Genomic DNA, 25,257 nt, shown 5'->3' on the forward strand with positions numbered 1-25,257 from the left:
CACCATGAGCCCCCCCCGGCGCTCGAACGACAGCTTCGCGAGCCGGCCGCGGGGAACCGGCGGTGCAGCGCTATCAGCAGCCACGCATCGCCAACGGTTTTGCCCCCATCGAACGGCGGACAATCGCTGGCGATGCTGATGCACTGCAACAAGCGCAAGCCTAAAAAAACTTCTCCAGCCTCCGAGGCAGATGTCTTTGGACGCGGTTCTGCCGCTCTGCTTAACTTCGATGTCAATGCGCCGGCGCAACGGCGCGACATCGGGGAGTGCAAGCATGAGCGTGGTCAGTCATACCGACCGAGTGGAACCCACGCGTGATCCCGCCGAGCGCGGCCCGCTGTTGCTCTGGATGATCTTCACCGGCCTCACCGTGTTCGCCGCCGTGGTGCTGGCCCGCTACGGCTACTTCCACCTGATGGTCGCCTCCGACCGCACCTATATCTCCAGCGTCATCGCGGTGCTCTATGTCATGACGTGCGCTCACTGCTTCTGGCGGACGCGGGCGATCGCGCGCGAGGCGGATGCAGCGCGCGGCTGCCGCGCCGTGCTGATCGGTCCGGATGCGGAACGCGCGCTCGAGCCGGAAGCGCGCCTGCTGCCGAACGGGCTCGTCACCAACCACATCAGGAGCCTCGTCACCAAGGCGCGGACGCAAGGGGCAGGGCGCCTCGATCAGACGCTGCTGTTGCGCACGCTGGCCGACCGGCTGCGTGGCTCCAACGGCTTCGGCAGCTTCGCCTCGGACACGCTGATGAAGCTCGGCCTGCTCGGCACCATCATCGGCTTCATCATCATGCTGGCGCCGATCGCCGGCCTCGACGTTAACGACAAGCTGGCGATGAAGTCGTCGATGGGGCTGATGAGCGACGGCATGGCGGTGGCGATGTACACGACGCTGGCCGGCCTGGTCGGCTCGATCCTGGTGCGCATCCAGTACTACATGCTCGACGCCGCCACGGGTCGCGTGTTCTCCGATGCCGTGATGCTGACGGAGACGCGGGTGACGCCGCGGCTCGAGCGCGCCATGGAGCATGCGGCGGAGCAGGGCGCATGATGGACGATTTCGGGCTCTATCCGCGCGAGGAGCCATTCGATCCGTTCAGCGTGATGCTGTTCAAGGCGCTGCAGATCGTCGCGTTCTTCTTCTTCATTGCGGTGCTCGCGATCTCGCCGGATGCCAAGGACGGCAAGGTCGACAGCAAGGCCGAGTTCCTGATCACGATGGACTGGCCCGACAACCATCCCGATGATCTCGACCTGTTCGTGCAGGACCCGGTCGGCAACATCGCCTGGTACCGGCATCGCGAGGCCGGCTTCCTCACGCTCGACCGCGACGACCGCGGCGGCGCCAATGATTTCATCCTGGTCAACGGGCTGAAGATTCCGTCGCCGATCCGTGAGGAGATCGTGACCGTCAGAGGCATCGTGGCCGGCGAATACACCGTCAACATCTCGCATTTCCAGAACGTCAGCGGCGCGCCGGTCGAAGCCAAGGTCAAGGTGCAGAAGCTGAATCCGACGGCGCAGGTGATCTTCGACGACAAGGTCGTGCTCGATCATTCCGGCGACGAGAAGACGGCGCTGCGCTTCAAGCTCGATGCCACGGGAAAGGTGATCGACGTGCAGCGCCGGCCGAAATCGCTGCTGGAGACCTTTCGAAATGTCCGCGCCAACGGCGCCGACCTCGATCCCAAGACCGGCGTGAGGATGCTGCGGCCATGATGAGCAGCCTGCAAACCGTCATCGTGACGCTCTCCGTGTGCTATGCGCTGATCGGCGCGCTGCTGCTGCTGGTGCTGGTCTATGCGCGGCTGCCGTGGCCGGTGAAGGCGGTCGCGGTCGTCATCACCAGCGCGTTCTATGTCGGCAGTTTCGTCGGTGCCCGCGGGCTGCTCGGCTGGGCCAGCGTCGACCGGCTGCCCAAGGCGTTCAAGGTCCTGCAGGTGCGGATCGTCGATCCGCATTCTGTCGAGGGCGACCCCGGAGCGGTCTATCTGTGGGTTGAGACGCTCGACGATGACAATCGCCCGAGCGGCGTGCCGCGCGCCTATCGCATTCCCTTCAGCGACAAGCTGGCCGAGAAGGCGCAGCACGCCGCCGACCAGATCGCCGCCGGCCATCCGCAAGGCGGCCGCGCCGCCGATTTCGGCACCGGCGACGGCGGCGTCATCGATGCCGCGCGCGAATACATCCTGCCGAAGACGATCATCGAGACCGCCGGCGGCGATCCGTCGACCGGCGAGTTCAAGGCCGCGCAGCATGCCGGCGACGGCGTCTCCTTCACGCCCCTGCTGCCGCCGCGCATGCCGCCGAAGGACGAGCCGGCCCAACGCTGACATATCCTTGGTCCCCGCTTGTCCTTGGCCGCTGCCTGGCCTCGTACGCTTCGGCAAGTTGCAGCGGATTGCGCGGCATGGGATTGAAACGGGATCGGTGATCCGGCGGCGGTGGCGCCTTCATCGTCGCAAAAGCGAAACCATTGACATTCGCTTCAAATGGTCCAAGAGTTGCGAATTGCTTCTCGTACAACTTCAATGTCCTCGCTGGAGTATTGCAATGGCGAACGAGACAGTGCACCCGGTCAATCCTCACAACGCCAAATATCCCGAGATCATCACGGAAACGGAGACTGAGGAGCGCACCGAGTCGACGGAAGATCAGAAGCTCACCTACGAGTCCGGCGCGCCGCGCGGCACGTCGGTGATCAAGAAGATCACCACGACCAAGACCAAGGTTCGCACCACGACGCCCTACACCGGCACTGTATGACCGCCCGCGGGGGATTCTCGTGCCGCCCCCGTCATTCAACGCGATCGACGAGCGGAGCGCGGCGCGGCCTGCGTTCGTCGATCCGTTGCGCGAAGCATTGCGCCGGTCACGCGTGGTCGTGCTGCGAGGCGCGCACGGGCTCGGCTTGCGTGCCTCGGCGCAAGCCGCCGCGCGCAGTGTCGCGGGGCCGGACATCGAGACCGCCGATGGAGACTGGCAGCGCCATGGCTATCTCGCCGGTTTCGAGGACATGCTGCTTGGCCTGCTGCGGCGCGGCGAGACGGCATACCCCGATGTCGTCGCGCGCCATGAGCAGAGCCTGAAACGGCTATGGCCGTTCCGCACGTCGGCCTGCTTCAAAGTGCCGCGCGATCTCACCAACACGTCCGACCGAGACGAGCGGACCCGGTTCTACCATCACGAATACCAAAACAAGCTGCTGGTCGGTGCGGCGGAGTTCGCGCTGGACATGCTGGAAGTGACCGCTCGAACGGTGTCCCTGATCATCGACAATGCCCAGGCCATGTCGCCCACGTCCCGAAATCTGCTCGACACGATGTTGCGGCGGCAGGGCGAGCGGGCGCGCCTGCGGATCATCCTGCTGGACCGTTCGGCGGCGGCCTTGCCGCCGCAATGGCCGTTGATCGACGTCCTGCCATGGGCGAAGCACGAGTTCGATGCGCTGTTTGATGAAGGGCGGCTTCGCCGCGCGCAGCGCGATCTCGTCTATGATCGTTCCGGCGGCAATCTCGCGGTTGCCGCCGTGATCGTTCGCTGCATGGCTCAGGGCATCAATGCCACGGACCGGCTCGATGTCGAGGCGATGGTCCACCTCCATCTGGCGACGCTGTCCCAGGAGGCGCGTATCGCCATGGCGCGCGCCTTTGTCGCCAACCGGATGGACGGCGACCTGATCGAACAGTGCAACGTCGCCAGCCTTCCGGACGAGCTCATCGACACGCTCAATATCGAGGCGCACGCGCGGCTGCTGAGCGCCCATCGCGGCGGGGAGGGGCCTCTCGTCCTGGCGCATGCGTTGGCCGTTCGCGACAGGTTCCGGCGCGCCGAAGCGCTGTGCGAGCCGTCGGCGATCCTGATGGGCATCGGCCTCTACGATACATGGTTCGCCTATTTTGCGGCGATGTTCGGCGATGCCGACCTGCGGCGACACGGCTCGGGCGACGATGCCGTCAATGGCATGTTCATCAACGCAGCCTTCGTGCTCTATGCGATGGGCTTCGCGCCGTCCGCCTTGCGCTATCTCGAGTTCTTCCTTGCCCATTTTCCCGATAGCCGTTTCGTGCCCACCGCGCTTTATGCGCAGTCCATGACCTATGGACGCTACCAGGTTCCTGTCGACCTCGATCGCGCCGAGGCCTGCGCCGTCGCCAATCTCGCGCTGATCGACCAGCGCTTTCGCGCGCATCCGCGGTACAAATACATCAAGGTCTTCGCCGAAAACGCCTACGCTTATATCCGCGCGCGCAGGGGCGACCTCCGCGGTGCGCTCGCGCTGTGCGAACATGGCATGGCTGAGATCGTCGAGGCCTATGGCGAGCAGCAGTTCCGGCTGCATCGTTCGATCCTGATCTACAATACCAGTCAGGTCTACGAGCTCGCCGGGGATAGCGCGCGCGCCGAGGCGCGCTTGCGCGACGCCATCGCCTGCGATCCGTTCTATGCGGAATATTACAATGATCTCGGCAATCTGCTCGGGCGTCTCCCCGGCCGTGAGCACGAAGCGGCGGAAGCCTATGCGCGGGCGATCGCGTTGTCGCCGCCATATTACGAGGCGCATCTCAACAGGGGCATGCTGCGCGTCGAACTCGGTGACTTCGAGGGTGCCGCGGCTGATTTCGAGCGAGCGTTGCAGATCAAGCCCTCGGAGTGGCGCGCGATGCGGGAGCTCGGCAATATCGGTCTCCTGCGCGGTGACGCGCGCGGCGCCCTCGGGCTCTACGAGCGCGCGATGGCGCACGAAGCGGGGGACGCGGATCTCTATGCCAATGCCGGGCTGGCTGCGTCCGATCTCGGCGATGTCCGCAAGGCGATGGCCTATGCGCAAGCCGCGATCGAGATCAATCCGCGGCATCCCGGCGCCAACAACAACCTGGCCGCGGAATTGCTGGCGAGCGGCGATCTCGACCGGGCTGCCGGCCATGCGCGGGTCGCGGCCGAGGATCGCAGCGATCCCGACTATGCGGCGAATCTCGACGTCATCGAGGCGCTGCTGGCCGAGCGGAACGCGGCCGTGCGCGGTGCGCCGCCGACCCGGCACTAGGAGCGCGCACACACGGTGAAATTGCCAACGCCGGTCGTTCGCGATAGCGTCCGGTTCGCTGGTCTTCTGGTGAAATCTGCGAATGGCCGCTTGTGCTCGATCGCGAGGGAGAGTTGTCGTGCGAACGCTGATGATTGCCTTCACCGTCGCCGTGCTGTGTCCGGCCGGTCCGGCCCTGGCGTGGTGGGACGAAGGCCACATGCAGATCGCGTATCTGGCCTACAAGAAGCTGACGCCTGCGGCGCGGGATCGCGCGGACGTTCTGCTCAAGCTCAATCCCGATTATGCGAGCTGGATCGCCGGCGCTCCCGCGGGCCAGGAGAAGCTCTACGCCTTCGTGCACGCGGCGACCTGGCCCGACGACATCAAGATGAAGCCGGACTACTATGACGACCAGCCGACGGATTCGACGGCGAAGCAGCTCATACCGTATGGCCATCTGAAGCATACGCATTGGCACTACAAGGACGCGCTGTTATCGGCCGACGACACGCCGCTGCCGCGTCCGGATCCGGTCGACGCGGTGTCGCAGCTCAAGCTGATGATCGCCAAGCTGCCCGCCAGCACCGACGCCTCGGAGCCGCTGCGCTCGTACAGCCTGAGCTGGACGATCCACCTCGTCGGGGATCTGCACCAGCCGCTGCACGCCGTCGCCCGCTATTCGGCCGCGCTTCCCGACAAGGGCGGCGACCGCGGCGGCAACGAGTTGCAGGTCGTCGCCGCCAACGGCGAGACGCAGAATCTGCACGCCTATTGGGACGGCATCTTCGGCGGCTATTCCACGGTGTTCGGCGCGATCTTCGATGCCGACCAGCGCGGCGGTCTGTCGACCGTGATACCCGACGCCGGCAAGGCGCAGATCATCGACCCCGCGGTCTGGGCGCAGGAGAGTTTTGAGCTCGCCAAGACGACAGCCTACGCTCCGCCGGTGCGAACCGACAAGCAGCCGGTCGAGTTGACACGCGAGTACGAGACCAACGCCCGCGATCTCGCTCGCAAGCAGGCTGCGCTCGCCGCTGTGCGGCTCGCCAACCTGCTCGAGGTGCTGTTGCGGTAGAGCCGCCTGCGTCTCACGGCGCCCGCGTCGGCCGGACGACGATCTCGTTGACGTCGACATCGTCGGGTTGCGCGATGGCATAGCGCACGGCGCGGCCGATCGCGTCGGGCTGCAGGGCAATCGCGCGGTAGCTGCGCATCATCTCGGCTGCGGTCTCGTCGGTGATGGTGCTGGCGAGTTCGCTTTCCACCACGCCCGGATGGATGCAGGTGACGCGCAGCTTGTCATTTTCCTGCCGGAGGCCGTCCGAGATCGCCCGCACGGCGTGCTTGGTCGCGCAGTAGATTGCGGCGGTCGGCACGACCTGCAGAGCGCCGATCGAGGCGATGTTGATGATGTGTCCGGAGCCGCGGGCGAGCATGCCGGGCAACACCGCCGCGACGCCGTTCAGCACGCCCTTGATGTTGACGTCGACCATGCGATCCCACTCGTCGACCTTCATCGCGGCCATCGCCGACAGCGGCATGATGCCGGCATTGTTGATCATGACGTCGACGTGCCCCCACATCGCGCGCGCAGCCCCGGCAAAGGCCGCGACGTCAGCGCGGCTGGTCACATCCAGCGCCCGAACCTCGGCGGTTCCGCCGGCCGCGCGCAGCTCGGCGGCCAGCGCCTCCAGCCGATGCAGGCGGCGCGCCCCCAGCAGCAGCCGCGCACCCGTGGGGGCCAGCTCGCATGCGATCCCCGCGCCAATGCCGCTCGAAGCCCCGGTAATCAGGATGACCTTGTCCATGTTCAACTCCCGTCGGTGGGTGACGGGCGGAAGCTAGGTGGCCGGCATTGTCACGACAATTTGCCCAATTCTTGTCTCGGTGTTAAGCGTGTCTAACCAATGCGGATCGACAAGAACATCATCGAGCTGTTCGTGGCGGTCGCCGATGCCGGGAGCTTCCGCCTGGCCGCGGACCGGCTGGGCGTGACGCGGTCTGCCGTCAGTCAGGCGATGGGCAGGCTGGAGGACCATCTCGGGATTTCCCTGGTCAGCCGGACGACCCGCAGCTTCAGCCTGACCGAGGCGGGACGCCGCTTCTATGCGGACGTCGCGCCGGCGATCGGCGCGCTGAACGCCGCCGCCGAGCAGATCGGCGACAAGGCCGGGCCGCCGTCCGGCCTGCTGCGGCTGGCCGTGTCCTCCATCGCCGAACGCTTCATCTCCGGGCCATTGCTGGCCTCGTTCATGCGAGCCTATCCCGCGATCGAACTGGACGTCACCATCACCGACGACACCTTCGACATCGTCGCCGAGCACTACGACGCGGGGGTGCGCCTGGGAGAAGTCATCGCGCAGGACATGATCGCTGTCCCGGTGTCCGGAGATCAGAGGCAGCTGGCCTTTGCCGCACCGAGATATCTGGAAGCGCACGGCGCGCCGGCGCACCCGCGCGATCTGATCCATCATGCCTGCATCGGCTGGCGGCCCGCGCCGCCGGTCGCGCCCTATCGCTGGGAGTTCACCGAAGCGGGCAGGGATTTCAATGTCGAGGTGAAGCCCAGCCTGACGACCAACGACATGTTGTTGATGATCCGCACCGCATGCGCGGGCGGCGGCATCACCTTCGGCATGGAGGAGACGTTCCAGCCCTACGTCGCGCGTGGCGAGCTGGTGCCGCTGCTCGAAAGCTTCGCGGCGCCGTTTGCCGGATTCTACCTGTACTTTCCAAGGCGTCGGAACCTGGCGCCCAAGCTCCGCGCGCTCATCGATCATGCGAAGCGGGGACTATGACGGTAGCGCGCGCAGCCCGGATGAGCGCAGCGACATCCGGGGTCACTGACGCAGCGCGTGAGACACTCGAATGCCGATACCGGCGTGAGCTCGCGGACTACGAGTCCTCCTCGAACAGGTCGGGCTCGCCGATCCAATTGATGACGATCTGCCTGGCAACCTGTTTGTGTCCCCAAGGGGATGTCAGTTTGACATCATGAATGTGCAGGTGATGCCTGTTTTGCGTCTTGAGTCTCGTCAGATGTTCTATCAACACATCAACGCCGTCGGCATCGACCATCAGATCGACACCATCAAGTACGTCATTCCAAACAGCGATGATCATCGATGACTCCGGCCAGCTGAAATTGCGGATGATTGCGAGCAACAAGGAAATGAACCGGAACAGCCTCCTGTGCTACTTATCGCTGAGGAAGCGAGCCTGCTAACGGTAGCGGTTGCTTCCGACACAGCCGAGGCGACCCTCATGCCCTACATTATTGGTCTGATTGCGGTGATCGTCATTATGAATCTGCAGATGGCCGGGGCGATTCCGATGGACGCCGTCGGTGCGGGGCTGATGATCGCGGCCGTCACATTCGCCGCCGCCTTGGCGATCGCCATCCATGAGGCGTGGACGATGAAGCGCGGCGTGATCGGCTGGATCGTGAACATCATTGTGGCGCTGCTCGGCGCCTTCTTCGCCGCCCAGGTCGGCGGCCCCGTCGTCGCGATTCCGCTCCTGGGGTTCGCGGGCGAGGGCAGCAGCTCGCTGGCTGCCGCGGGCGACGGCGTGATGGTGGCCGCGCTGGCGCTCATGATGGTCGTCGGCATCGGCGGCGCATCGGGCGCGGTCTGGCTCGTCAACAGGCGGCGCTAAGCAAATTTTATTGTGCGCCCGTGCAATCGTTGGGTGGGGAGTTTGCGAACATCGCCTGTCTCTGCCGGAACTCCACATTAGCCGATAGCGAAACTGCCTCCATCTCAGACGCGATTGCGTTCTTGTAGTCGCCGGCATAGGCATAAGCGCAGGCGAGCGTATCGAGATAATTAGCCAGATTTTCGCGTGTAACCGCGGCAGCTCCGGCCTGACGTTGCAGCGAAACTGCCTGGGCCGCGGCCTGAAGCGCTTCGGCTCTCAGGCTCTCTCTCTCCGCAAAATCGGTGGTTACAATCAGCCATGCCAGGTTGTTAAAAGGCGATGGATGGCCGGGCCGGTCGCGCATGTCTTGACGATATTCGGACAGCGCGCGGATGTACTGCTTTTGCTTCTTCCAAAGCGGTGCGCGCATGGTAGCAGCGTAGCCCATCGTCGCACTTCGACTCATGCTCTGGGCCTGAAAGGTGGGCTGATCCTTCGGTGAAACGCAGAGTCCCCGACCATTGGTGTCCCAGTCGAGCGAGCGGCCGTCAGACAGTGGCCAGCGGACGTAGTTGTGCAGACTGCCGCTGTTGAGCGTAATCTCAACCAACGATGCCGGCATTCGCAGATATTCTGCGACTGTGAGCAGGATGAGAGAGCCGGTATCACAATCGAAGATGTAGCGCGGCGGCATGCCGGACGCGCTCCGCGAGACAAGGGCGTCGCCCAAAGTCTCTGTTGGAATATAAAGTCCAAAACCGAGTTCTGCGAGAACGTCACCGGTAAGTTCGCTGATTGCGATTACGCGCGCTTCATCCGCGATACCAATTCCCGATTGCTGCGGTTCTGTTAGACGCGCTGTCACGCGATCGAGTATCTCATCCAACAGCCGGTAGGAGCTGTCGGGTACGAAGCAGGCTTCGGATTCAAGGTCCAGAATGTCGTAGCCAAGGCCGCGATGAGTGGGCTTATAGGTGCGCGGAATGGGCGTCTCGCAGGCACGTCGTGGCGCCGGGGAACCGAATGGTGGTGCGTACATCGTGCCACATACGGGGATCTGCGATCTCGCGATTTCTCCCTCCGCTGCACTAACGTTTTGTGTTTGACTCATCGATAGGACCGCCAGCGCGGCAATCGCATAGGCATGTTTCGTGAGCATTGGTCCGTCTCCGAATGATTCAATTAGACATTTGATTGATCTGGCGAGACTGTCATAAAAATCAATTTTAAGTTTAGTGTTTCAGTTCGTAATTGCAACGGTGGCTTGTGCTGCTGATTGTGCAGAAGCTGGTAAGGTTTAAGCCCGTACGGGCGGATCCTTGTCGGTATCGAATGTGCCGCACGCTGGCGATACAGCGGATGGAGACGTCACGGCTACGGCTTGGATATTTTTACGGAAGACCCGTCACGGCTCGACCGCGGTTCTATTGTTCTTTTGGAAAGGCCCCGCTGTTTCTCCCGGAGCGAGTAGCCATCCGCGGCGCATCTATTTCCTGGCAGTTGTTTTCAGAGATGATGTCGGCGAGGAGGGCTTCGTCTGCGGACGTGAGGTCGTCTGGTCTTGGCATCCCGTTCATGCCTGTGAGCCCGAAAAAAGCGCTTGCTCCAGCTCGTCCGGTTTGATGTTGCTCAAATTCCGTGCGAAGCCCACCTGTACGGTGGGAAGCGGGAGGTCACGGGTGCTGCTGGCGATATTCACCGACATCCATGCCAATCGGCAGGCCTTCGCGGCCTGCCTGGAGGCCGCGCGCGCTCGTGGCGCCGAGCGCCTCATCTGTCTCGGCGACATCGTCGGCTATGGCGGCGATCCGGAATGGTCGGTCGACACGGTCATGGAGATCGTCGCCGAGGGCGGGCTCGCGGTGCGCGGTAATCACGACAATGCGGTCTCCACCTCGAGCGAGAGCATGAATGCCGAGGCGCAGGCCGCGATGGAATGGACCCGCGGCCGGCTCAGCGCCGAGCAGCGGCGCTTCCTTGCCGAGCTGCCGATGAGCGTCGGCGACGAGGACCGGCTGTTCGTGCATTCGGAGGCGTCGAGCCCGCCGCGCTGGCGCTACATCCAGAGTTCGGCCGACGCCGCGCGCAGCATGATCGCCACCGAGGCGCAGGTCACGTTCTGCGGCCATATCCATCGGCCGGCGCTGTACTCGATGTCCGCGACTGCCAAGATGACGAGCTTCACGCCGACCGCGAACATGCCGATCCAGCTGTTGCGCGGCCGGCAATGGCTCGCCGTGGTCGGCTCGGTCGGCCAGCCGCGCGACGGCGATCCCGCGGCATCCTTCGTGACCTTCGATACGAAAACGCGCGAGCTGACCTACTGCCGGGTGCCCTACGACGTCGAGGCTGCCGCGCAGCGCATTCGCGACAACGGCCTGCCGCCCTGGCTGGCGCAGCGGCTTTCGATGGGGCGTTAGAGCATGGCGAGATCTAAGCTCCAGCCGGGCGTCGTGATCGACGGCTTCACGGTGGGCGAGTGCGTGCACTCCGGCGGCATGGCGACGCTCTGGAGCGTCACGCGCCCGGACATCGACCGTCCCATCCTGATGAAGGTGCCGCGCGTCTCCGAAGGCGAGGACCCCGCGGCGATCGTCAGCTTCGAGATGGAGCAGATGATCCTGCCGAAGCTGTCGGGTCCGCATGTGCCGGCGTGCTTCGGAACGGGCGATTTCGCGACGCAGGCCTATGTCGTGATCGAGCTGATCCCGGGCGAGACGCTGTACAAGCGGTTGCCCGAGCTGCCGCTGCCTTACGAGGAGGCGCGGGTGCTGGTCGCGAAGATCGCGACCGCGCTCGCCGACCTGCACCGGCAGCACGTCATCCATCACGACATCAAGCCTTCCAGCATCATGTTCCGTCCCTCGGGGGAGGCGGTGCTGATTGACTACGGCCTGTCCTGCCACAAGCATCTGCCGGATCTCCTGCAGGAGGAATTCCGCCTGCCATACGGCACCGCGCCCTACATGGCGCCGGAGCGCATGATGGGCACCCGCAGCGATCCGCGCAGCGACATCTTTTCGCTCGGCGTGCTCTTGTATTTCTTCACCACGGGCGTGCGGCCGTTCGGCGAGACCGAGACCTTGCGCGGCATGCGCCGGCGCCTCTGGCGCGATCCCTATCCGCCGCGGCAGCTCAAGCCGGACTATCCGCCGTGGCTGCAGGAGATCGTGCTGCGCTGCCTGGAGATCGAGCCGGTCTGGCGCTACCCGACCGCGGCGCAGCTCGCCTTCGACCTCGGCAATCCCGACCAGGTCAAGCTGACCGCGCGCGCCGAGAAGCTCAAGCGCGATCCGATCACCACGGTGTGGCGGCGCCGCTTCAACCGCGGCCTGGTACAGCCGGAGACCAAGCCGTCGGATGTCGCCGTGCAGATCGCCACCAGCCCGATCGTGGCGGTCGCGATCGACACCTCGGAAGGCGGCGAGGAGCTCAACGGCGCGCTGCGCGTCACCGCCGAGCGCATTCTCGCCACCCTGCCGTCGGCGCGGCTCGCCTGCGTCAACGTGCTCAAGCTCGGCCGCCTGACCATCGACCGCACCCTGGACGAGGCCGGTAACAACAAGCACATCGACCGCATGGTCGCGCTGAAGCACTGGGCGACGCCGCTGAAGCTCGACACGAGCCGGCTCACGGTGCACGTGCTCGAAGCCGTCGATCCCGCTGCCGCGCTGGTCGAGTTCGCCGAGGTCAACCAGGTCGACCACATCATCATCGGCGCCCGCCGCGACTCCGTGCTGCGCTCGCTGCTCGGCAGCGTCTCGGCCAAGGTCGCCGCGGAGGCGGGCTGCACGGTGACAGTCGTGCGCACGCGCGCCGCTGCGCGCGAGGCGGATGAGGAGGATGATGAGGTGGCGGCGCAGGTTGCGTCAGGAGAGTGAGAAGCTGGATGACGATTTGCGTCGGGCATTTTTCTCGGTGGGACGCTTTTGCCTACATCGGCTGTTAGTTGGAGCCGAGCCTTCACCGCGACGGCAGTGCGCTCCCTCTCCCCGTTCTTACGGGGAGAGGGTTGGGGTGAGGGGCCGCGGCACGGGCAGTCTCAGCAGGGGCAAACGCGCGGGGAGTGTTCGTGGGGAGACCTGTACCCCTCACCCGGATTGCATCTTCGATGCAATCCGACCTGTCCCCGCCCTAGCGAAGCTTCGCTTCGCCCTGGCGGGGCGAGGTACACCGAGCGCTCCGCGATATGTTCGCGAGCCAACGATCGCTGCGGCAGATGACCGTCAATCAGAGCAGGACAAGGCTCAGCATGGAGCCGAGCCCGACGAGAAGGGCGAGCATCAAGGTCTTGAGTTCGACCAACTGCGAGCCGACGATTGGAGTCAGGCGACTCCTCAACTTCGCATGAAGCACGTATTTGGTGGGGGAATGCACATGGGTGATCGCCCATGTGCCGACGACCATCGCCGCGAACAGCAGCACAAGCAAACCCAGCTTGACAAAAGAGAGTTCCCAGCCGCGGGGCAGAGCGCCGAGATGCCCCATGATCACAAGAGCGACAAAGGCCGGCCAGATCGCAGCGGCCATCCCATAAAGGGCCATGACCAACAAAAACTCCGCCGCAGTATGCTCGCGCTGGAAGCCGCCGGTGAGATAGATGCCATGCACTTTTAAAACACAGTTGGCGATCACGCCAATGAGATATACGACTGCGACGATCTTGAATGCGGTTGACATTCGATATCCTGCCGTTTCCGAAGCACGGCACGTAACTCGGTGCTTCGCCGTCACTCACCGGAACGGCCGCAGCTTCATATGCCGGTTGGAGTCCTTGTACAGCAGGTAGCGGAAGCGGCCGGGGCCGCCGGCGTAGCAGGCCTGCGGGCAGAAGGCGCGCAGCCACATGAAGTCGCCGGCTTCGACCTCGACCCAGTCGCGGTTGAGCTTGTAGACCGCCTTGCCCTCGAGCACGTAGAGCCCGTGCTCCATCACATGCGTCTCCAGGAACGGGATCACCGCGCCCGGCTCGAAGGTCACGATGTTGACGTGCATGTCGTGCCGGACGTCAAGCGGATCGACGAAGCGGGTGGTGGCCCAGCGGCCGTCCGTGCCGGGCATCCCGACGGGCGCAATCGTTGCCTCGTTGGTCACGAAGGCCTCCGGCGCGGCGATGCCGGGGACGGCCTCATAGGCCTTGCGAATCCAGTGGAAGGTCGCGGGCGCCGCGCTGTCGTTCATCAGCGTCCATTTGCAGGACGGCGGCAGGAAGGCGTAGCCGCCCTTCGCGAGGCGATGCGTGGTGCCGGCGATGGTCAGCGCGATCTCACCGCCGACGACGAACAGAACGCCCTCGGCCTCTGGATCAGGCTCCGGCTGGGTGCTGCCGCCGCCGGGCGCGACCTCGACGATGTATTGCGAGAATGTCTCCGAGAAGCCGGAGAGGGGACGCGCGATCACCCAGGTCCGCGTCTTGTCCCAGAACGGCAGCGGCGAGGTGACGATGTCGCGCATCACGCCCTTGGGGATGACGGCATAGGCCTCGGTGAACACGGCGCGCCCCGTCAGCAGGTCGGTCTGCGGCGGGTGGCCGCCCTGCGGCACGAAGTAGTTCGGCTTGTCCATCATCGTCTCTCCTGCGCGCGGATCAGCGAATTCGCGCGACACCAGTCAGGGAATGCTCAGGAACAGCGGCTGGTCGAGCCACAGCTCCTCGAGATTGTCGGGGCTCATGCGATCGACCACCATGAAGCGCGAGGCGTCGTCGAACACCAGCAGCGGATGGTGCCAGACATTGCGGGCGTAGTTCACGCCCTGGCGGCCGGTGGCGGTGAAGGCCCGGTAGCTCGTGGCATCGCGCGGGTCGGCGCAGACCAGCACAAGCCAGGGCCGGTCCTGCAGCGGCATGAACAGCTGGGTGCCGAGCGGATGCCGCTCCATCAGCTTGATCTCGATCGGGCGCGGCCGCGGCTTCGCTTCGAACAGGCTGATGTTCACGGGGACGGCGCCGGACGTGACGTCGATCGCGGCGAGCCCGTTGCAGCGGCGGGCAAAGCCCTGATTGATCTCGATCAGAGCCGCGCCATCGATCTCGACGACGTCGCCGAAGGCGGCGAACGCGGCCTTGGTCAGCGGCTGCGGCGTGAGCATCTGCATGTGCCGTCGACCGCCTCAGATCGCTTCGCCGCGCGCGGACGCGGCGGCATCGCGGATCGCGGCGATGTTGCTGCGATAGGCTTCCGTCGTGCCGCCCTTGAACACGGCGGAGCCGGCGACGAAGGCGTTGGCCCCGGCGGCCGCGAGCGCGCCGGCATTGTCGCGGCCGACACCACCATCGACCTCGATATCGATCGGGCGGCCCGCGGTCATCGCGCGCAAATCCTGCACCTTGCCGATCGCCGACGAAATGAACGCCTGGCCGCCGAAGCCGGGGTTGACCGACATGATCAGCACGAGGTCGACGAGGTCGAGCACATATTCGATGACGTTGAGCGGCGTCGACGGATTGAGCGACACGCCGGCCTTCTTGCCGAGCGCGCGGATCGCCTGCAGCGAGCGATGCAGATGCGGCCCGGCCTCGGCATGCACCGTGATGTGGTCGCAGCCGGCCTTGGCGAAGGCCTCGAGGTAGGGATCGCACGGCGTGATCATCAGATGCGCGTCGAAGATCTTGGTGGTGTGCGGGCGCAGCGCCTTGATGACATCAGGGCCGTAGGAAATGTTCGGCACGAAATGCCCGTCCATCACGTCGAGATGGATCCAGTCGGCGCCGGCAGCATCCACCGCGCGCACCTCTTCGCCAAGCTTGGAGAAATCCGACGCCAGGATGGACGGCGCAATGACGAGCGGACGCGGCGTGAAGGACTGGGTCATGGGCATCTGTTCCAGGGCGTACGGGGATGTCGCCGTATCATGCAGGGGCGGCTGCGGCAACGCGAGCGGGAAAAATCTGCCGGGTGGGGCACGATGTGCCGGGTTCAGGCGACCGTAACATCGCGAAATATCCGGACATATCAGCGGTTTGCCGCTGGCATGGGGATTGCGAGAGCCGTGGGGAGATGTTCTGCCGCCTCGCGGGCGGTCTTGCGGGAGTTTCGCCATGTGGTTTGCACTTGGGGCCGCCTCGTCGGTCCTGGACAGCCTGCAGTCGATCGGCTCGACGAAGTCGGGGTCCGGCAAGTCGGGCGGCGGTCTGTTCAGCCTCGACAGCAAGGGAGCGGGCAGCTCCGGCAATTTCAGCCCGTGGTCGAGCTCGGGCAGCAGCAGCTCGGGGCAGATCGCGCCGGAGACGATGAACGCGCTGCTGGCGGCGCAGAGCCAGTCGGGCGCATCGGCGGGTGCGAACTCCTCGACCAATCCATTGCAGGATCTGTTCTCGCAGATCGACGGCGATGGCAATGGACAGATCAGCAAGTCCGAATTCGAGAATGCTCTTGGCGCCGGCGGCAGCAACGTCGCGAATGCCGACAAGGTGTTCGGCAAGCTCGACACCAACAGCGACGGCAGTGTCAGCATGGACGAGCTGTCCTCGGCGCTGCAGGGCGCCAAGGGCCGACGCGGCCATCACCATCAGCAGGCGGGTGCGGGTCAGGCGGGCAGCTCGGGGAACTCGTCGAGCGCGGGCGCCGATGCGCTGATGCAGGCGCTGTCGGGCGCGTCGAGCTCGTCGTCCACCAACAGCGATGGCTCAACGACGACCATCATCACTTACGCCGACGGCTCCAAGATGACGCTGATCGCGCCGGCGGCCACCACGGCCTCCAATACGGCTGCCGCGTCCTACAACGACATGATCGAGAAGCTGATGCAGAATCAGCCCAAGCTGCGGCCCGCCACATCGACGACGGCGGTGAGCGTGTAAGCTCAGCCGCCGAAGCGGTCCTGCCAGCATGGCAGGGCGCCTGCGAATGGCAGCCGCTTCGCATGATAGACGCCGCGCGCGATCGCGCGGGCCAGCACGTTCGCCGCCACCATGCCGAGCTCGCTCAGTTCGACCAGCGGCTCGACGGGCTTGGCGCAGGTCGCCGCGGCGAACACGATGTCGCCGTCGAGCGGCAGGTGCACCGGATAGATCGCGCGCGCCATGCCGGTCTGGGCGATCATCGCCAGACGCTTCGCCTGCGCCTTGGTCAGGATGGCGTCGGTCACGACCAGGGTAATCGTGGTGTTCTCGGAGGCCGACGGGGCAGGGCCACCCTTGATGCGCATCGCCAGCATGTCCGGCGTGAAGCTGGCGGGCAGGCCGCGGCCGCCGAACTCGCCGTTCGCTTCGTAAGGCGCAGCCCAGAACCATGGGCCGTCGCCGACGGTCACGCTGCCTACCGCGTTCACGACCGCGATGGCCGCAACCTTGATGCCGCGGCTGGTCACGGCAGACGCCGATCCGAGACCGCCCTGCAGATTGGCCGTGGTGGCGCCGAGCCCGGCGCCGACGCTCCCCAGCGCAAACGTCGTGTCGGCCGCGGCTGCGGCGGCATAGCCGAGCTCGCGATACGGCGCGTAGCGGCCCCATTGCTTGTTGCCGCCGTTGAGCAAGTCGAACACGATGGCGCCTGGCACGATCGGAATCAGCGCGTCGCGCACGGCGAAGCCGCGGCCTTGCTCGGCGAGCCACGCCTGAATGCCGCTGGCGGCCTCCAGCCCGAATGCCGAGCCGCCGGACAGCGCGATCGCATCCACCCTCTCGACCGTATTGGCGGGGTCGAGCAGCGCGTCCTCACGCACCCCGGGGCCGCCGCCGCGGATGTCGATCGCCGCGACGGCCGGCTGATCGAACAGGATCGCGGTCACGCCGGAGGCGAGCGACGCATCGTCGGCGTGGCCGACGCGAACGCCTGCGATGTCGGTGAGAAGATTCTGCACGGTCGCCCTCGGCTGCGGGTGATGAAGGCCGATGGATACCCCAGCCGCTCGGGCCGCTCAACGATCGAGCGCGATGCGGATCATCCGGGCAAGTTCCTGCTTGCGGTAGGGCTTGGCCAGCAGCAGCACGTTGGCGTCGAGGCGGCCATGGTGCACGATCGCATTTTCCGTATAGCCGGACGTAAACAATGTCTTCAGCGACGGCCGGCGCCCGCGGGCGGCATCCGCGAGCTGGCGGCCGTTCATGCTGCCCGGCATGATCACGTCGGTGAACAGCAGGTCGATCTCGGGATGGCGCTCCAGCACGTCGAGCGCTTCGGCCGCATTGGCGGCCGCAAGGGTCGTATAGCCAAGAGCCGCGACCTGGGCGAGCACGTGCTGGCGCACCAGCGGGTCGTCCTCGACGATCAGGATCGTCTCGTCGCCGCCGCGCAAATCCGTAACCTGCTGTCCTGTCTCCGCCACGGGCGCCGAGGTGGAGCGGGGCAGATAGAGCTTGATCGAGGTGCCATGGCCGACCTCGCTGTAGATCTTGATGTGGCCGCCGGACTGCTTGACGAACCCGAACACCATGCTGAGGCCAAGGCCCGTGCCCTTGCCGATGCCCTTGGTCGAGAAGAAGGGGTCGAAGACCTTTTCGAGATAAGCGGGCGGAATACCGCAGCCGGTATCGCTGACGGCGAGCATCACGTAGTCGCCGACGGCGACCTCGTTGTTGGCATTGGCGTAGTCCTCGTCGAGCACGACATTCGCGGTCTCGAAGGTCAGCTTGCCGCCTTCCGGCATCGCATCGCGGGCATTCAGCGCGAGGTTGACGATGGCGGTGGCGAGCTGGTTGGGATCTGCCAGCGCCGTACACGGATCTGTGCTGAGGATGCGCACGATCTCGATCTGCGCCCCGAGCGTGGGTCGCAACAGCGCCGCGGTCTCGTCCATCAAGGCGTTGACGTCGAGATCGACCGGTTGCAGCGGCTGCTTGCGCGCGAAGGCGAGCAGTTGCCGCGTGAGCTCGGCGCCACGGTCGGCGGAATCATCGATCAGCTTGGCGACCGATGCAAGTTCCGGGCGATCGGACACAGCATCGGCGATGATGCCGATGCTTCCCGTGATCACGGTGAGGATGTTGTTGAAGTCGTGGGCGACGCCACCGGTGAGCTGGCCGACCGCCTCCATCTTCTGCGCCTGACGGATTTGCGCCTCGGCGGCGCGCTTCTCGGTGAGGTCGCGGCCGATGAAGAAGTGACGCTGCACCGGTTCCGACCAGCTTGCCATCCAGTTCAGGACGACGCCGCGCCCCTCCTTGTGCAGCAGCTGCGCCTCGAAATCGCGAACGTCCTGGCCGCGGCGGCAGAGCCGCATCTGCGTGCGAACGACCTCGAGCTCGGGCGGATAGACGAAGTCGCTGGCGTTGCGGCCGACCATCTCCTCGGGCTCATAGCCCAGGATGGAGCGCGCGCTGGGGCTGACCTGCATCAGCTGACCATAGGAGTTGGCGATCAGGATCAGGTCCTGCGACGTCTCGAAAATGCGGCGGCGCTCCTCGGTTTCCCGGGTCAGGGCCGTGCGGGTCCGCTTGGCTTCGGTGATGTCGCGCGCGACCTTGGAGGCGCCGATCACGGCGCCGCGCGCATCCAGGATCGGAGACACGCTGAGCGACACTTCGATCTGATGGCCGTCCTTATGGCGGCGTACCGTTTCGTGGTGTTCGATCTTCTCGCCGCCGCCGATCCGTTCCAGGATGCGATCGACCTCGCTGCGCCGGTCCGGCGGCACGATCAGGCCGATGTCGTTGCCGAGGGCCTCGTCGGAGGCATAGCCGAACAGCTGCTCGGCGGCACGGTTCCAGGAGGTGATCTTGCCGTGCAGGGTCAGCGTGATGATGGCGTCGTTGGAGGATTCCACCACGGCGCTGAACAGACGCTCGCGTGCGATAAAACGCGCGCGCTCGCTTTCGCTCTGTCGGCGCTGCCGCTGCAGGAGACGCGTCAGCTTCGCCTGCAGCCCGACATTGTCAGCGAGCAGCACGCCGAGCACGAAGCTCGCGGCCAGCAGCCCGTAGAAGCGGCCCGCATAGTAGCCGAGGTCGAAGCGGGATGCGTTGAGCAGCGACGACAGCGACAGATCGAACAGCCAGGCGCACAGTACGACCATGACCCAGAGGTCGAGAATGCTGTGCGGCCGGCGCGAGGCGAGCACCACCAGGGCAACGGTTGTCACGCACCAGATCGCGCCCACCGCAACCTTCAGTTCCAGCGTGGCGGTTCCACCTGTCAGCAACTGCGGCAGCGCTGCGTCGAAGGTGATGACGCCCCAGGTCAGAGCTCCGAGCGCGAGGGCCACGCCGCCGACGGCCACCGAGAGCGACGTCGCCAGCGAACGAACGGGCGTGAACTGGCGGCGGTCGTGCAGCGCATAGATTAGCACGAAGAGCGGAAATCCGCCGTGCCAGATCATGTAGATCCATACCGCTGTCTGCGAACCGGCTCCGAGCAGTCCGGTCGGCGAATACAGACCCGGAAAGACCAGCGTGTGCAGCAATGCCGCGGGCGCGGTGAACAGGTAGCCGGAGGCCAGCCACAGCAGCGACCGCGAGCGCATGAGGACAAACTGGGAGAACAGCAGAAATGCGGTGATGGCGTCGTTGAGGGCCAGCGCGGATTGATAGCTCGCGATGAACGCCGGGATCGCCGTCAGCTGCAGCTTGGCAAAGGGGGCGGCGACGGCAAACAGTCCCCCGGACATGGCAACCGCGGCGAGCGCCGCGAGTTGGTCTCGGCGCGTGGCAAGGGAGGTCGACAGCAGGACGTCGCGGTGATCCTCGTTGCTTGGCATCTCCAGGGTCCTGCGCAGCCGGCGTCAAGCGCGAGATCACTGCTGCGACTGATGCGCGAAAATGGCGGAAAATCTAATTAAGGTTGTGTGGTGCCGGATCGAAACGTTATGTAGAATGAGTCGAGAGTTGGAGTAACTGCACCTTTACCGCGACTGAGATAAATATACCCATAGTTGTACCTGATTTCTTTTTATGTTGTAGGCTGTCCAACAGGAAAAATTCTGGAGAAGTTGATGCCACGAATTCTTGTGGTCGACGATCAGAAGGACGTGCGGACCATGATCAGCATGGTGCTGCGCGTCAATCAGTTCGAGGTGGTCGAGGCGGGAACCGCCACGGCCGGACTCCAGTTGTTCCGTGAGCAGGCTTTCGACGCCGTGATCGTCGACATCTATCTCGACGATACCAACGGACTCGATCTCGTCAGCAGCATGCGTGCGCTGGTTCCCGATTTGCCGGTGGTGGCGGTCTCCGGGATGAGTGCCTTCGACGGTGCGTCGATGTCGGAGGAACTGACACGTGTGGTGTATCTGCAGAAGCCGTTCCGTCCCGCCGAGCTGACGCGGGCGGTCGAAATGGCCCGCTCGGCGGTCGCCGGCAATAGCGAAGCAGTCTCGCTCTCGGCCTGCGCCGGCTGAGCCGGTCCGCGCATGCCCTGAACGACGCGGCACGGCTGTGCAGTCGGGAAGGTGACTCAACAAAACGCCCCGGTCTTCGACCGGGGCGTTCGTGTTTTCGGTATTACAGAGATCGAGACCGGACGCCGATCAGGAGCCCTTGCCGCCGAGCTCGGCGTAGGCGCCCTTGGCGTCCCACTTGTAGACGACGTAGTCGATCTGCTTGATGTCGCCCTTGGCGTCGAAGCCGAGCTTGCCGAGCACCGTGTCCCACTCGCCGGCCTTGATGGTGTCCATCACCTTCTTGGCGTCGGTGGTGTTGGCCTTCTTCACCGCCTGCGACCAGACCTGGATCGCGGCGTAGGTGTAGAGGGTGTAGCCCTCGGGATCGATGTTCTTGGCCTTGAACTTCTCGACGATCGCCTTCGCGGTCGGCTTGTTGCGCGGCTCGGGGCCGAACGTGAAGAGGGTGCCTTCCGCGGCCGGACCGGTGATCGAGGCGAACTCCTTGTCGTTCATGGCGTCACCCGCCATCAGGATGGTCTTGAGGCCCTGATCGCGCATCTGGCGCAGGATCAGGCCGGCTTCCTGATGATAGCCGCCGACATAGACGAGATCGATGTTCTCACGCTTCAGGCGCGAGACGATCGCGTTGAAGTCCTTGTCGCCCTTGTTGTACGACTCGAACATCTTCTCGGTGACGCCGGCCTTGTTGAGCGCCTTCTTGGTCTCGTCGGCAAGACCCTTGCCGTAGGTGGTCTTGTCGTTGAGGATCGCGATGTTCTTGCCCTTGAAGTTCTTCGCGATGTAGTTCGCGGCGACCAGGCCCTGCTGATCGTCACGGCCGCAGACGCGTGCCACGTTCCACAGCTTGCGCTCGGTGAACAGCGGGTTGGTCGAGGCCGGGGTGATCTGCAGGACGTTGCTGTCGGCATAGGCCTCGGAGGCCGGGATCGACGACGACGAGCAGAAATGGCCGGCGACGAACGGAATGCCGGAACCGGCGAGCTTCTCGGCGACCGAGCGGGCCTGCTTCGGATCGCAGGCGTCGTCACCCACCTGCAGCGCGAGCTTCTTGCCGAGCACGCCGCCTGCGGCATTGAGGTCGGCGACCGCCATCTCGGCGCCGTTCTGCATCTGGCGGCCGAAGGCCGACTCGCCGCCGGTCATCGGGCCGGCCACGGCGATGGTGATGTCTTCGGCGAAGGCCGCGGTCGAGAGCGCAAGCGAGGCGCCCAGAGCCAGACCAATGAGTTTGAGTGGTTTCATGAGAAATCCTCACAGGGGGTAGGTCGACATGGAAATGGCCCGAACGGTGGGCCGCAGACCGCGCGCATTGTGGCTGATTTTCCGCCGAAGTCACCGCAAAATTTCGGGGAGACCGACGAAGGGCTAAGGCCATTTCGGCCGGGATTTTCGACCCCGGCCTTCAGTGGCGGCCGCCCTCCAGATAGGCCGCGCGGATCTCGGGGCGCTGCAGCAGCTCGGAGCCGGTACCCGACAGGGTGATCATGCCGTTGACCAGCACGTAGCCGCGATGGGCGAGCTTGAGCGCGTGATTGGCGTTCTGCTCGACGATCAGGACGGTCAGTCCGTCCTGGCGGTTGAGCGTCCGGATCGCGTCAAAAATCTGTCGTGCGATCAGCGGGGCGAGCCCGAGCGAGGGCTCGTCGAGCAGCAGGAGCCGCGGCCGGCTCATCAACGCGCGGCCGATCGCCAGCATCTGCTGCTCGCCGCCGGACAGCGTGCCGCCGCGCTGCTCGAAGCGTTCCTTCAGCCGCGGAAACAGCGCGAACACACGCTCCAGCGTATCGGCGCGCTGCGCCTCAGTGGTGTCGCCGGCGTCTGCGCCCATCTGCAGATTTTCCGCAACGCTCATGCGCGGGAAGATGCGGCGGCCTTCCGGCGACTGCGCGATCTTGAGCCGAGCGATCAGGTGCGTCGGCACCTGAGTGATGTCATGGCCGTCATAGACGATATGGCCGGAGCTCGCCCGCGGGCGGCCGAAGATCGACATCATCAGCGTCGACTTGCCGGCGCCGTTGGCACCGATCAGGGCGACGATTTCGCCAGCCTTGATGTCAAGGTCGACGCCTTTCAGCGCTTCGATCTTGCCATAGGACGCGCGCAAATTCTGGATCTGGAGGAGGGACGCGCTCACGCCTCGGCCTCCATCACCGCTGCGGCCTCTTCCTCATCGGTGCCGAGATAGGCGGCGATCACCTTGGGATCGTCACGGATCTCGCGCGGCGTGCCCTCCGCGATCTTGACGCCGTAGTCCATCACCACGACGCGGTCGGAGATTTCCATGACGACGCTCATGTCATGCTCGATCAGGAGGATCGAGGTGGCGTGGTCGCTGCGGATCGACAGCAGGAGCTCGCTCAACGCCGCGCTTTCGCGCGCGTTGAGGCCCGCGGCCGGCTCGTCGAGGCAGAGCAGGGCGGGGCCGGTGCACATCGCGCGCGCGATCTCGAGGCGGCGCTGATCGCCATAGGCGAGGTTGCCGGCGGCGTCGTCGGCGCGGTCGATCAGGCCGACGCGCTTCAGCCAGAACACGGCATTGTCGATCGCGCTCTGCTCGGCCGCGCGCCAGGAGGGGACGCCGAGCAAGCCGAGCAGGGTCAGGCCGGACGCCTTCATCAAGGCGTTGTGCTGGGCGACCATCAGGTTCTCCAGCGCCGTCATGCCGGGAAACAGCCGGATGTTCTGGAAGGTGCGCGCCACCTTGGCCTGCTTGGAGATGTTGAAGTCCTTCAGCTTCTGCATCTCGAATTGCGTGCCGTCGTCATGCGTCAGGCGGATCACGCCCGAGGTCGGTTTGTAGAAGCCGGTGATGCAGTTGAACACGGTGGTCTTGCCGGCGCCGTTGGGGCCGATCAGTGCCGTGATCTGCTGGCGCTGCGCGGTGAAAGACAGCGCGTTGACGGCGACGATGCCGCCGAAGCGCATGGTGAGGTTCTCGAGCGTGAGAATGGGAGCTGAGCTCATCCGTGGCCTTCCTTGACGAGGTCCGAGGAGATGCTCTTCGATTTTTCCAGGAACACGGTGGGCGCGCGATGGCCGACGATGCCGCGCGGCCGCCAGATCATGATCAGCACCATGGCAAGGCCGAACACCAGCATGCGGTAGACCTCGAGGCTGCGGAACAGCTCGAAGCCGCCGATCATGGCGAGCGCGGCCAGCGCGACGCCGAGCTGCGAGCCCATGCCGCCGAGCACGACGATGGCGAGCACCAGCGCCGATTCCTGGAAGGTGAAGGATTCGGGGCTGATGAAGCCCTGGCGGGTGGCGAAGAAGGCGCCGGCGAAGCCGCCGAACATGGCGCCGGTGGCGAACGCCGTCAGCTTGGTCGTCGTGATGTTGATGCCGAGCGCGCGGCAGGCGACCTCGTCCTCGCGCAGCGCTTCCCAGGCACGACCAATCGGCAGCCGGCGCAGCCGGATCGTGACCCAGTTGGTGAGCAGCGCCAGCGCCAGGATCAGATAGAACAGGAACACGATGCGATGGGTCGGCGAGAACGGGATGCCGAGCATCGCAGCAAGCCCGCCCTCACCGGGAGCGAGCGGAATGCCGAACAGAGTCGGACGCGGAATGCCGGAGATGCCGTTGGGGCCTCCGGTGACGTCCTGCCAATTGATCAGCACCAGGCGGATGATCTCGCCGAACGCCAGCGTGACGATGGCGAGATAATCGCCGCGCAGCCGCAGCACGGGGAAGCCGAGCAGCACGCCCCAGAACGCGGCGAGGATGCCGGCGAGCGGCAGGCAGATCCAGAACGACAGGCCGAAAGTGGTCGAGAGCAGCCCGTAGGAATAGGCGCCGACCGCGTAGAAGGCGACATAGCCGAGGTCGAGCAGGCCGGCGAGGCCGACCACCACGTTGAGACCCCAGCCGAGCATGACATAGGTCAGGACGAGGATGCCGAGGTCGAGAATGTAGCGCTGATTGTAGAAGATCACCGGCACGAGGAAGGTGAAGATCAGCAGCGCCGGCGCGAGATAGCGGGCAGCGACCGACATGCCGCTCTGCACTGACGACGGCACGAAGCTGCCGAGACCGCCGCGCGGGCCGAGCCACATTCTCAGCAGCTCGACAACGATCGAGCCGACGAACACCGCGCCGACGAGGCTCGCGAGCTCGCCGAACCGGGTCCAGTATTCCAGCTGGCCGCTCTGGCCGGCCTCGGTGCGGACGCCGACCATCAGCGAGAACAGGCCGAGCGCGACCAGCGCGCTGAGGACCGCTTTCTTGAGGATGAAGGCGGCTCCGACGGGCTCGGAGCCATTCGACGGGACAGGCGAAGATGATGGAAGAGACGCGCTCACACGGGC

At 65.1% G+C, this 25,257-nt stretch carries 25 protein-coding genes; 12 read left to right on the forward strand and 13 right to left on the reverse strand.

Annotated elements, in window-relative coordinates; genetic code table 11:
* Positions 1–274 precede the first annotated feature (274 nt).
* The 6 genes from ACQR1L_RS13740 to ACQR1L_RS13765 all read left to right on the forward strand — a co-directional run bounded on the left by ACQR1L_RS13740 (position 275) and on the right by ACQR1L_RS13765 (position 6,107).
* A complete protein-coding gene (locus tag ACQR1L_RS13740; RefSeq protein ID WP_434858488.1) occupies positions 275–1,054 on the forward strand; it encodes a MotA/TolQ/ExbB proton channel family protein in 780 nt (259 codons plus the stop codon).
* Positions 1,051–1,722, forward strand: coding sequence for a hypothetical protein (locus tag ACQR1L_RS13745; protein ID WP_434858489.1), 672 nt, complete (start codon positions 1,051–1,053; stop codon positions 1,720–1,722). The genes ACQR1L_RS13740 and ACQR1L_RS13745 overlap by 4 nt, the downstream gene beginning before the upstream one ends.
* Positions 1,719–2,336, forward strand: a complete 618-nt coding sequence (locus tag ACQR1L_RS13750) for a hypothetical protein (RefSeq protein WP_434858490.1) — start codon at positions 1,719–1,721, stop codon at positions 2,334–2,336. The genes ACQR1L_RS13745 and ACQR1L_RS13750 overlap by 4 nt, the downstream gene beginning before the upstream one ends.
* Before the next feature lie 220 nt (positions 2,337–2,556).
* Complete coding sequence (locus ACQR1L_RS13755) at positions 2,557–2,769, forward strand: hypothetical protein (RefSeq protein ID WP_434858491.1); 213 nt, start codon at positions 2,557–2,559, stop codon at positions 2,767–2,769.
* Positions 2,770–2,788: 19 nt separating this feature from the next.
* A complete protein-coding gene (locus tag ACQR1L_RS13760) occupies positions 2,789–5,050 on the forward strand; it encodes a tetratricopeptide repeat protein (protein ID WP_434858492.1) in 2,262 nt (753 codons plus the stop codon).
* Positions 5,051–5,168: 118 nt separating this feature from the next.
* Positions 5,169–6,107 (forward strand): S1/P1 nuclease, encoded by a 939-nt coding sequence (locus tag ACQR1L_RS13765; RefSeq protein ID WP_434858493.1) that lies wholly within the window; start codon positions 5,169–5,171, stop codon positions 6,105–6,107.
* 13 nt (positions 6,108–6,120) lie between these two features.
* On the opposite strand, the gene ACQR1L_RS13770 is transcribed toward ACQR1L_RS13765, so the two are convergent.
* Positions 6,121–6,846, reverse strand: a complete 726-nt coding sequence (locus ACQR1L_RS13770; protein ID WP_434858494.1) for an SDR family oxidoreductase — start codon at positions 6,844–6,846, stop codon at positions 6,121–6,123.
* A gap of 93 nt (positions 6,847–6,939) precedes the next feature.
* On the opposite strand from ACQR1L_RS13770, the gene ACQR1L_RS13775 reads away from it, so the two are divergent.
* Positions 6,940–7,830 (forward strand): LysR family transcriptional regulator, encoded by an 891-nt coding sequence (locus ACQR1L_RS13775; protein WP_434858495.1) that lies wholly within the window; start codon positions 6,940–6,942, stop codon positions 7,828–7,830.
* Positions 7,831–7,927: 97 nt separating this feature from the next.
* Here the strand turns inward: ACQR1L_RS13775 and ACQR1L_RS13780 are convergent, their stop codons facing one another.
* Positions 7,928–8,155, reverse strand: a complete 228-nt coding sequence (locus tag ACQR1L_RS13780; protein WP_434858496.1) for a hypothetical protein — start codon at positions 8,153–8,155, stop codon at positions 7,928–7,930.
* A gap of 69 nt (positions 8,156–8,224) precedes the next feature.
* Here ACQR1L_RS13780 and ACQR1L_RS13785 point away from each other — a divergent pair, with 69 nt between their 5' ends.
* Positions 8,225–8,689 carry a hypothetical protein gene (locus ACQR1L_RS13785; protein WP_434858497.1) on the forward strand — a complete coding sequence of 155 codons (465 nt, stop codon included), beginning with the start codon at positions 8,225–8,227 and terminating at the stop codon, positions 8,687–8,689.
* Positions 8,690–8,696: 7 nt separating this feature from the next.
* Here the strand turns inward: ACQR1L_RS13785 and ACQR1L_RS13790 are convergent, their stop codons facing one another.
* Positions 8,697–9,830, reverse strand: coding sequence for a hypothetical protein (locus tag ACQR1L_RS13790; protein ID WP_434858498.1), 1,134 nt, complete (start codon positions 9,828–9,830; stop codon positions 8,697–8,699).
* A 520-nt stretch (positions 9,831–10,350) separates the two neighbouring features.
* On the opposite strand from ACQR1L_RS13790, the gene ACQR1L_RS13795 reads away from it, so the two are divergent.
* On the forward strand, positions 10,351–11,091 hold the full coding sequence (locus ACQR1L_RS13795) for a metallophosphoesterase family protein (protein ID WP_434858499.1): 741 nt from the start codon (positions 10,351–10,353) through the stop codon (positions 11,089–11,091).
* Positions 11,092–11,094: 3 nt separating this feature from the next.
* On the forward strand, positions 11,095–12,552 hold the full coding sequence (locus ACQR1L_RS13800; RefSeq protein WP_434858500.1) for a serine/threonine protein kinase: 1,458 nt from the start codon (positions 11,095–11,097) through the stop codon (positions 12,550–12,552).
* Positions 12,553–12,901: 349 nt separating this feature from the next.
* Here the strand turns inward: ACQR1L_RS13800 and ACQR1L_RS13805 are convergent, their stop codons facing one another.
* Genes ACQR1L_RS13805 through rpe form a run of 4 tightly spaced genes read right to left on the reverse strand, consistent with a single transcriptional unit; the run spans position 12,902 to position 15,484 of the window.
* A complete protein-coding gene (locus ACQR1L_RS13805; RefSeq protein ID WP_434858501.1) occupies positions 12,902–13,351 on the reverse strand; it encodes a hypothetical protein in 450 nt (149 codons plus the stop codon).
* Positions 13,352–13,405: 54 nt separating this feature from the next.
* A complete protein-coding gene (locus ACQR1L_RS13810; RefSeq protein WP_434858782.1) occupies positions 13,406–14,236 on the reverse strand; it encodes a bifunctional allantoicase/(S)-ureidoglycine aminohydrolase in 831 nt (276 codons plus the stop codon).
* Positions 14,237–14,281: 45 nt separating this feature from the next.
* Positions 14,282–14,767 carry an ureidoglycolate lyase gene (locus ACQR1L_RS13815; protein WP_434858502.1) on the reverse strand — a complete coding sequence of 162 codons (486 nt, stop codon included), beginning with the start codon at positions 14,765–14,767 and terminating at the stop codon, positions 14,282–14,284.
* Positions 14,768–14,782: 15 nt separating this feature from the next.
* Positions 14,783–15,484 (reverse strand): ribulose-phosphate 3-epimerase, encoded by a 702-nt coding sequence (rpe, locus tag ACQR1L_RS13820; protein WP_009028548.1) that lies wholly within the window; start codon positions 15,482–15,484, stop codon positions 14,783–14,785.
* A gap of 226 nt (positions 15,485–15,710) precedes the next feature.
* Between rpe and ACQR1L_RS13825 the strand changes: the two genes are divergently transcribed.
* On the forward strand, positions 15,711–16,472 hold the full coding sequence (locus ACQR1L_RS13825) for an EF-hand domain-containing protein (RefSeq protein WP_434858503.1): 762 nt from the start codon (positions 15,711–15,713) through the stop codon (positions 16,470–16,472).
* A gap of 2 nt (positions 16,473–16,474) precedes the next feature.
* Here the strand turns inward: ACQR1L_RS13825 and ACQR1L_RS13830 are convergent, their stop codons facing one another.
* Both ACQR1L_RS13830 and ACQR1L_RS13835 read right to left on the reverse strand, forming a co-directional pair.
* A complete protein-coding gene (locus tag ACQR1L_RS13830; protein ID WP_434858504.1) occupies positions 16,475–17,473 on the reverse strand; it encodes a P1 family peptidase in 999 nt (332 codons plus the stop codon).
* A gap of 57 nt (positions 17,474–17,530) precedes the next feature.
* Entirely contained in the window at positions 17,531–20,305 is a 2,775-nt protein-coding gene (locus ACQR1L_RS13835; RefSeq protein WP_434858505.1) for a PAS domain S-box protein, read from the reverse strand.
* A gap of 234 nt (positions 20,306–20,539) precedes the next feature.
* Between ACQR1L_RS13835 and ACQR1L_RS13840 the strand changes: the two genes are divergently transcribed.
* Positions 20,540–20,944: a response regulator gene (locus tag ACQR1L_RS13840; RefSeq protein WP_434858506.1), complete on the forward strand. Its 405-nt coding sequence runs from the start codon at positions 20,540–20,542 to the stop codon at positions 20,942–20,944.
* Positions 20,945–21,073: 129 nt separating this feature from the next.
* On the opposite strand, the gene ACQR1L_RS13845 is transcribed toward ACQR1L_RS13840, so the two are convergent.
* The 4 genes from ACQR1L_RS13845 to livM form a co-directional block, all read right to left on the reverse strand.
* The gene (locus ACQR1L_RS13845; protein ID WP_434858507.1) at positions 21,074–22,192 is read right to left on the reverse strand and encodes a branched-chain amino acid ABC transporter substrate-binding protein; all 1,119 of its coding nucleotides are present in this window, start codon (positions 22,190–22,192) and stop codon (positions 21,074–21,076) included.
* A 160-nt stretch (positions 22,193–22,352) separates the two neighbouring features.
* Entirely contained in the window at positions 22,353–23,084 is a 732-nt protein-coding gene (locus ACQR1L_RS13850) for an ABC transporter ATP-binding protein (protein WP_434858508.1), read from the reverse strand.
* Positions 23,081–23,914: an ABC transporter ATP-binding protein gene (locus ACQR1L_RS13855; RefSeq protein ID WP_434858509.1), complete on the reverse strand. Its 834-nt coding sequence runs from the start codon at positions 23,912–23,914 to the stop codon at positions 23,081–23,083. Before ACQR1L_RS13855 ends, ACQR1L_RS13850 begins: the two co-directional genes overlap by 4 nt.
* Positions 23,911–25,251: a high-affinity branched-chain amino acid ABC transporter permease LivM gene (gene livM, locus ACQR1L_RS13860; RefSeq protein WP_434858510.1), complete on the reverse strand. Its 1,341-nt coding sequence runs from the start codon at positions 25,249–25,251 to the stop codon at positions 23,911–23,913. Before livM ends, ACQR1L_RS13855 begins: the two co-directional genes overlap by 4 nt.
* Positions 25,252–25,257: the final 6 nt, after the last annotated feature.

It is taken from the genome of Bradyrhizobium sp. HKCCYLR20261 (assembly GCF_051168435.1).
Classification (GTDB): Bacteria; Pseudomonadota; Alphaproteobacteria; order Rhizobiales; family Xanthobacteraceae; genus Bradyrhizobium.

Coding starts and splice junctions, on each gene's coding strand:
- ACQR1L_RS13740 (WP_434858488.1), top strand. CDS start 275: ATGAGCGTGGTCAGTCATACCGACCGAGTGGAACCCACGCGTGATCCC.
- ACQR1L_RS13745 (WP_434858489.1), top strand. CDS start 1,051: ATGATGGACGATTTCGGGCTCTATCCGCGCGAGGAGCCATTCGATCCG.
- ACQR1L_RS13750 (WP_434858490.1), top strand. CDS start 1,719: ATGATGAGCAGCCTGCAAACCGTCATCGTGACGCTCTCCGTGTGCTAT.
- ACQR1L_RS13755 (WP_434858491.1), top strand. CDS start 2,557: ATGGCGAACGAGACAGTGCACCCGGTCAATCCTCACAACGCCAAATAT.
- ACQR1L_RS13775 (WP_434858495.1), top strand. CDS start 6,940: ATGCGGATCGACAAGAACATCATCGAGCTGTTCGTGGCGGTCGCCGAT.
- ACQR1L_RS13780 (WP_434858496.1), bottom strand. CDS start 8,155: ATGATCATCGCTGTTTGGAATGACGTACTTGATGGTGTCGATCTGATG.
- ACQR1L_RS13790 (WP_434858498.1), bottom strand. CDS start 9,830: ATGCTCACGAAACATGCCTATGCGATTGCCGCGCTGGCGGTCCTATCG.
- ACQR1L_RS13800 (WP_434858500.1), top strand. CDS start 11,095: ATGGCGAGATCTAAGCTCCAGCCGGGCGTCGTGATCGACGGCTTCACG.
- ACQR1L_RS13805 (WP_434858501.1), bottom strand. CDS start 13,351: ATGTCAACCGCATTCAAGATCGTCGCAGTCGTATATCTCATTGGCGTG.
- ACQR1L_RS13810 (WP_434858782.1), bottom strand. CDS start 14,236: ATGGACAAGCCGAACTACTTCGTGCCGCAGGGCGGCCACCCGCCGCAG.
- ACQR1L_RS13815 (WP_434858502.1), bottom strand. CDS start 14,767: ATGCAGATGCTCACGCCGCAGCCGCTGACCAAGGCCGCGTTCGCCGCC.
- rpe (WP_009028548.1), bottom strand. CDS start 15,484: ATGACCCAGTCCTTCACGCCGCGTCCGCTCGTCATTGCGCCGTCCATC.
- ACQR1L_RS13825 (WP_434858503.1), top strand. CDS start 15,711: ATGTGGTTTGCACTTGGGGCCGCCTCGTCGGTCCTGGACAGCCTGCAG.
- ACQR1L_RS13835 (WP_434858505.1), bottom strand. CDS start 20,305: ATGCCAAGCAACGAGGATCACCGCGACGTCCTGCTGTCGACCTCCCTT.
- ACQR1L_RS13840 (WP_434858506.1), top strand. CDS start 20,540: ATGCCACGAATTCTTGTGGTCGACGATCAGAAGGACGTGCGGACCATG.
- ACQR1L_RS13845 (WP_434858507.1), bottom strand. CDS start 22,192: ATGAAACCACTCAAACTCATTGGTCTGGCTCTGGGCGCCTCGCTTGCG.
- ACQR1L_RS13855 (WP_434858509.1), bottom strand. CDS start 23,914: ATGAGCTCAGCTCCCATTCTCACGCTCGAGAACCTCACCATGCGCTTC.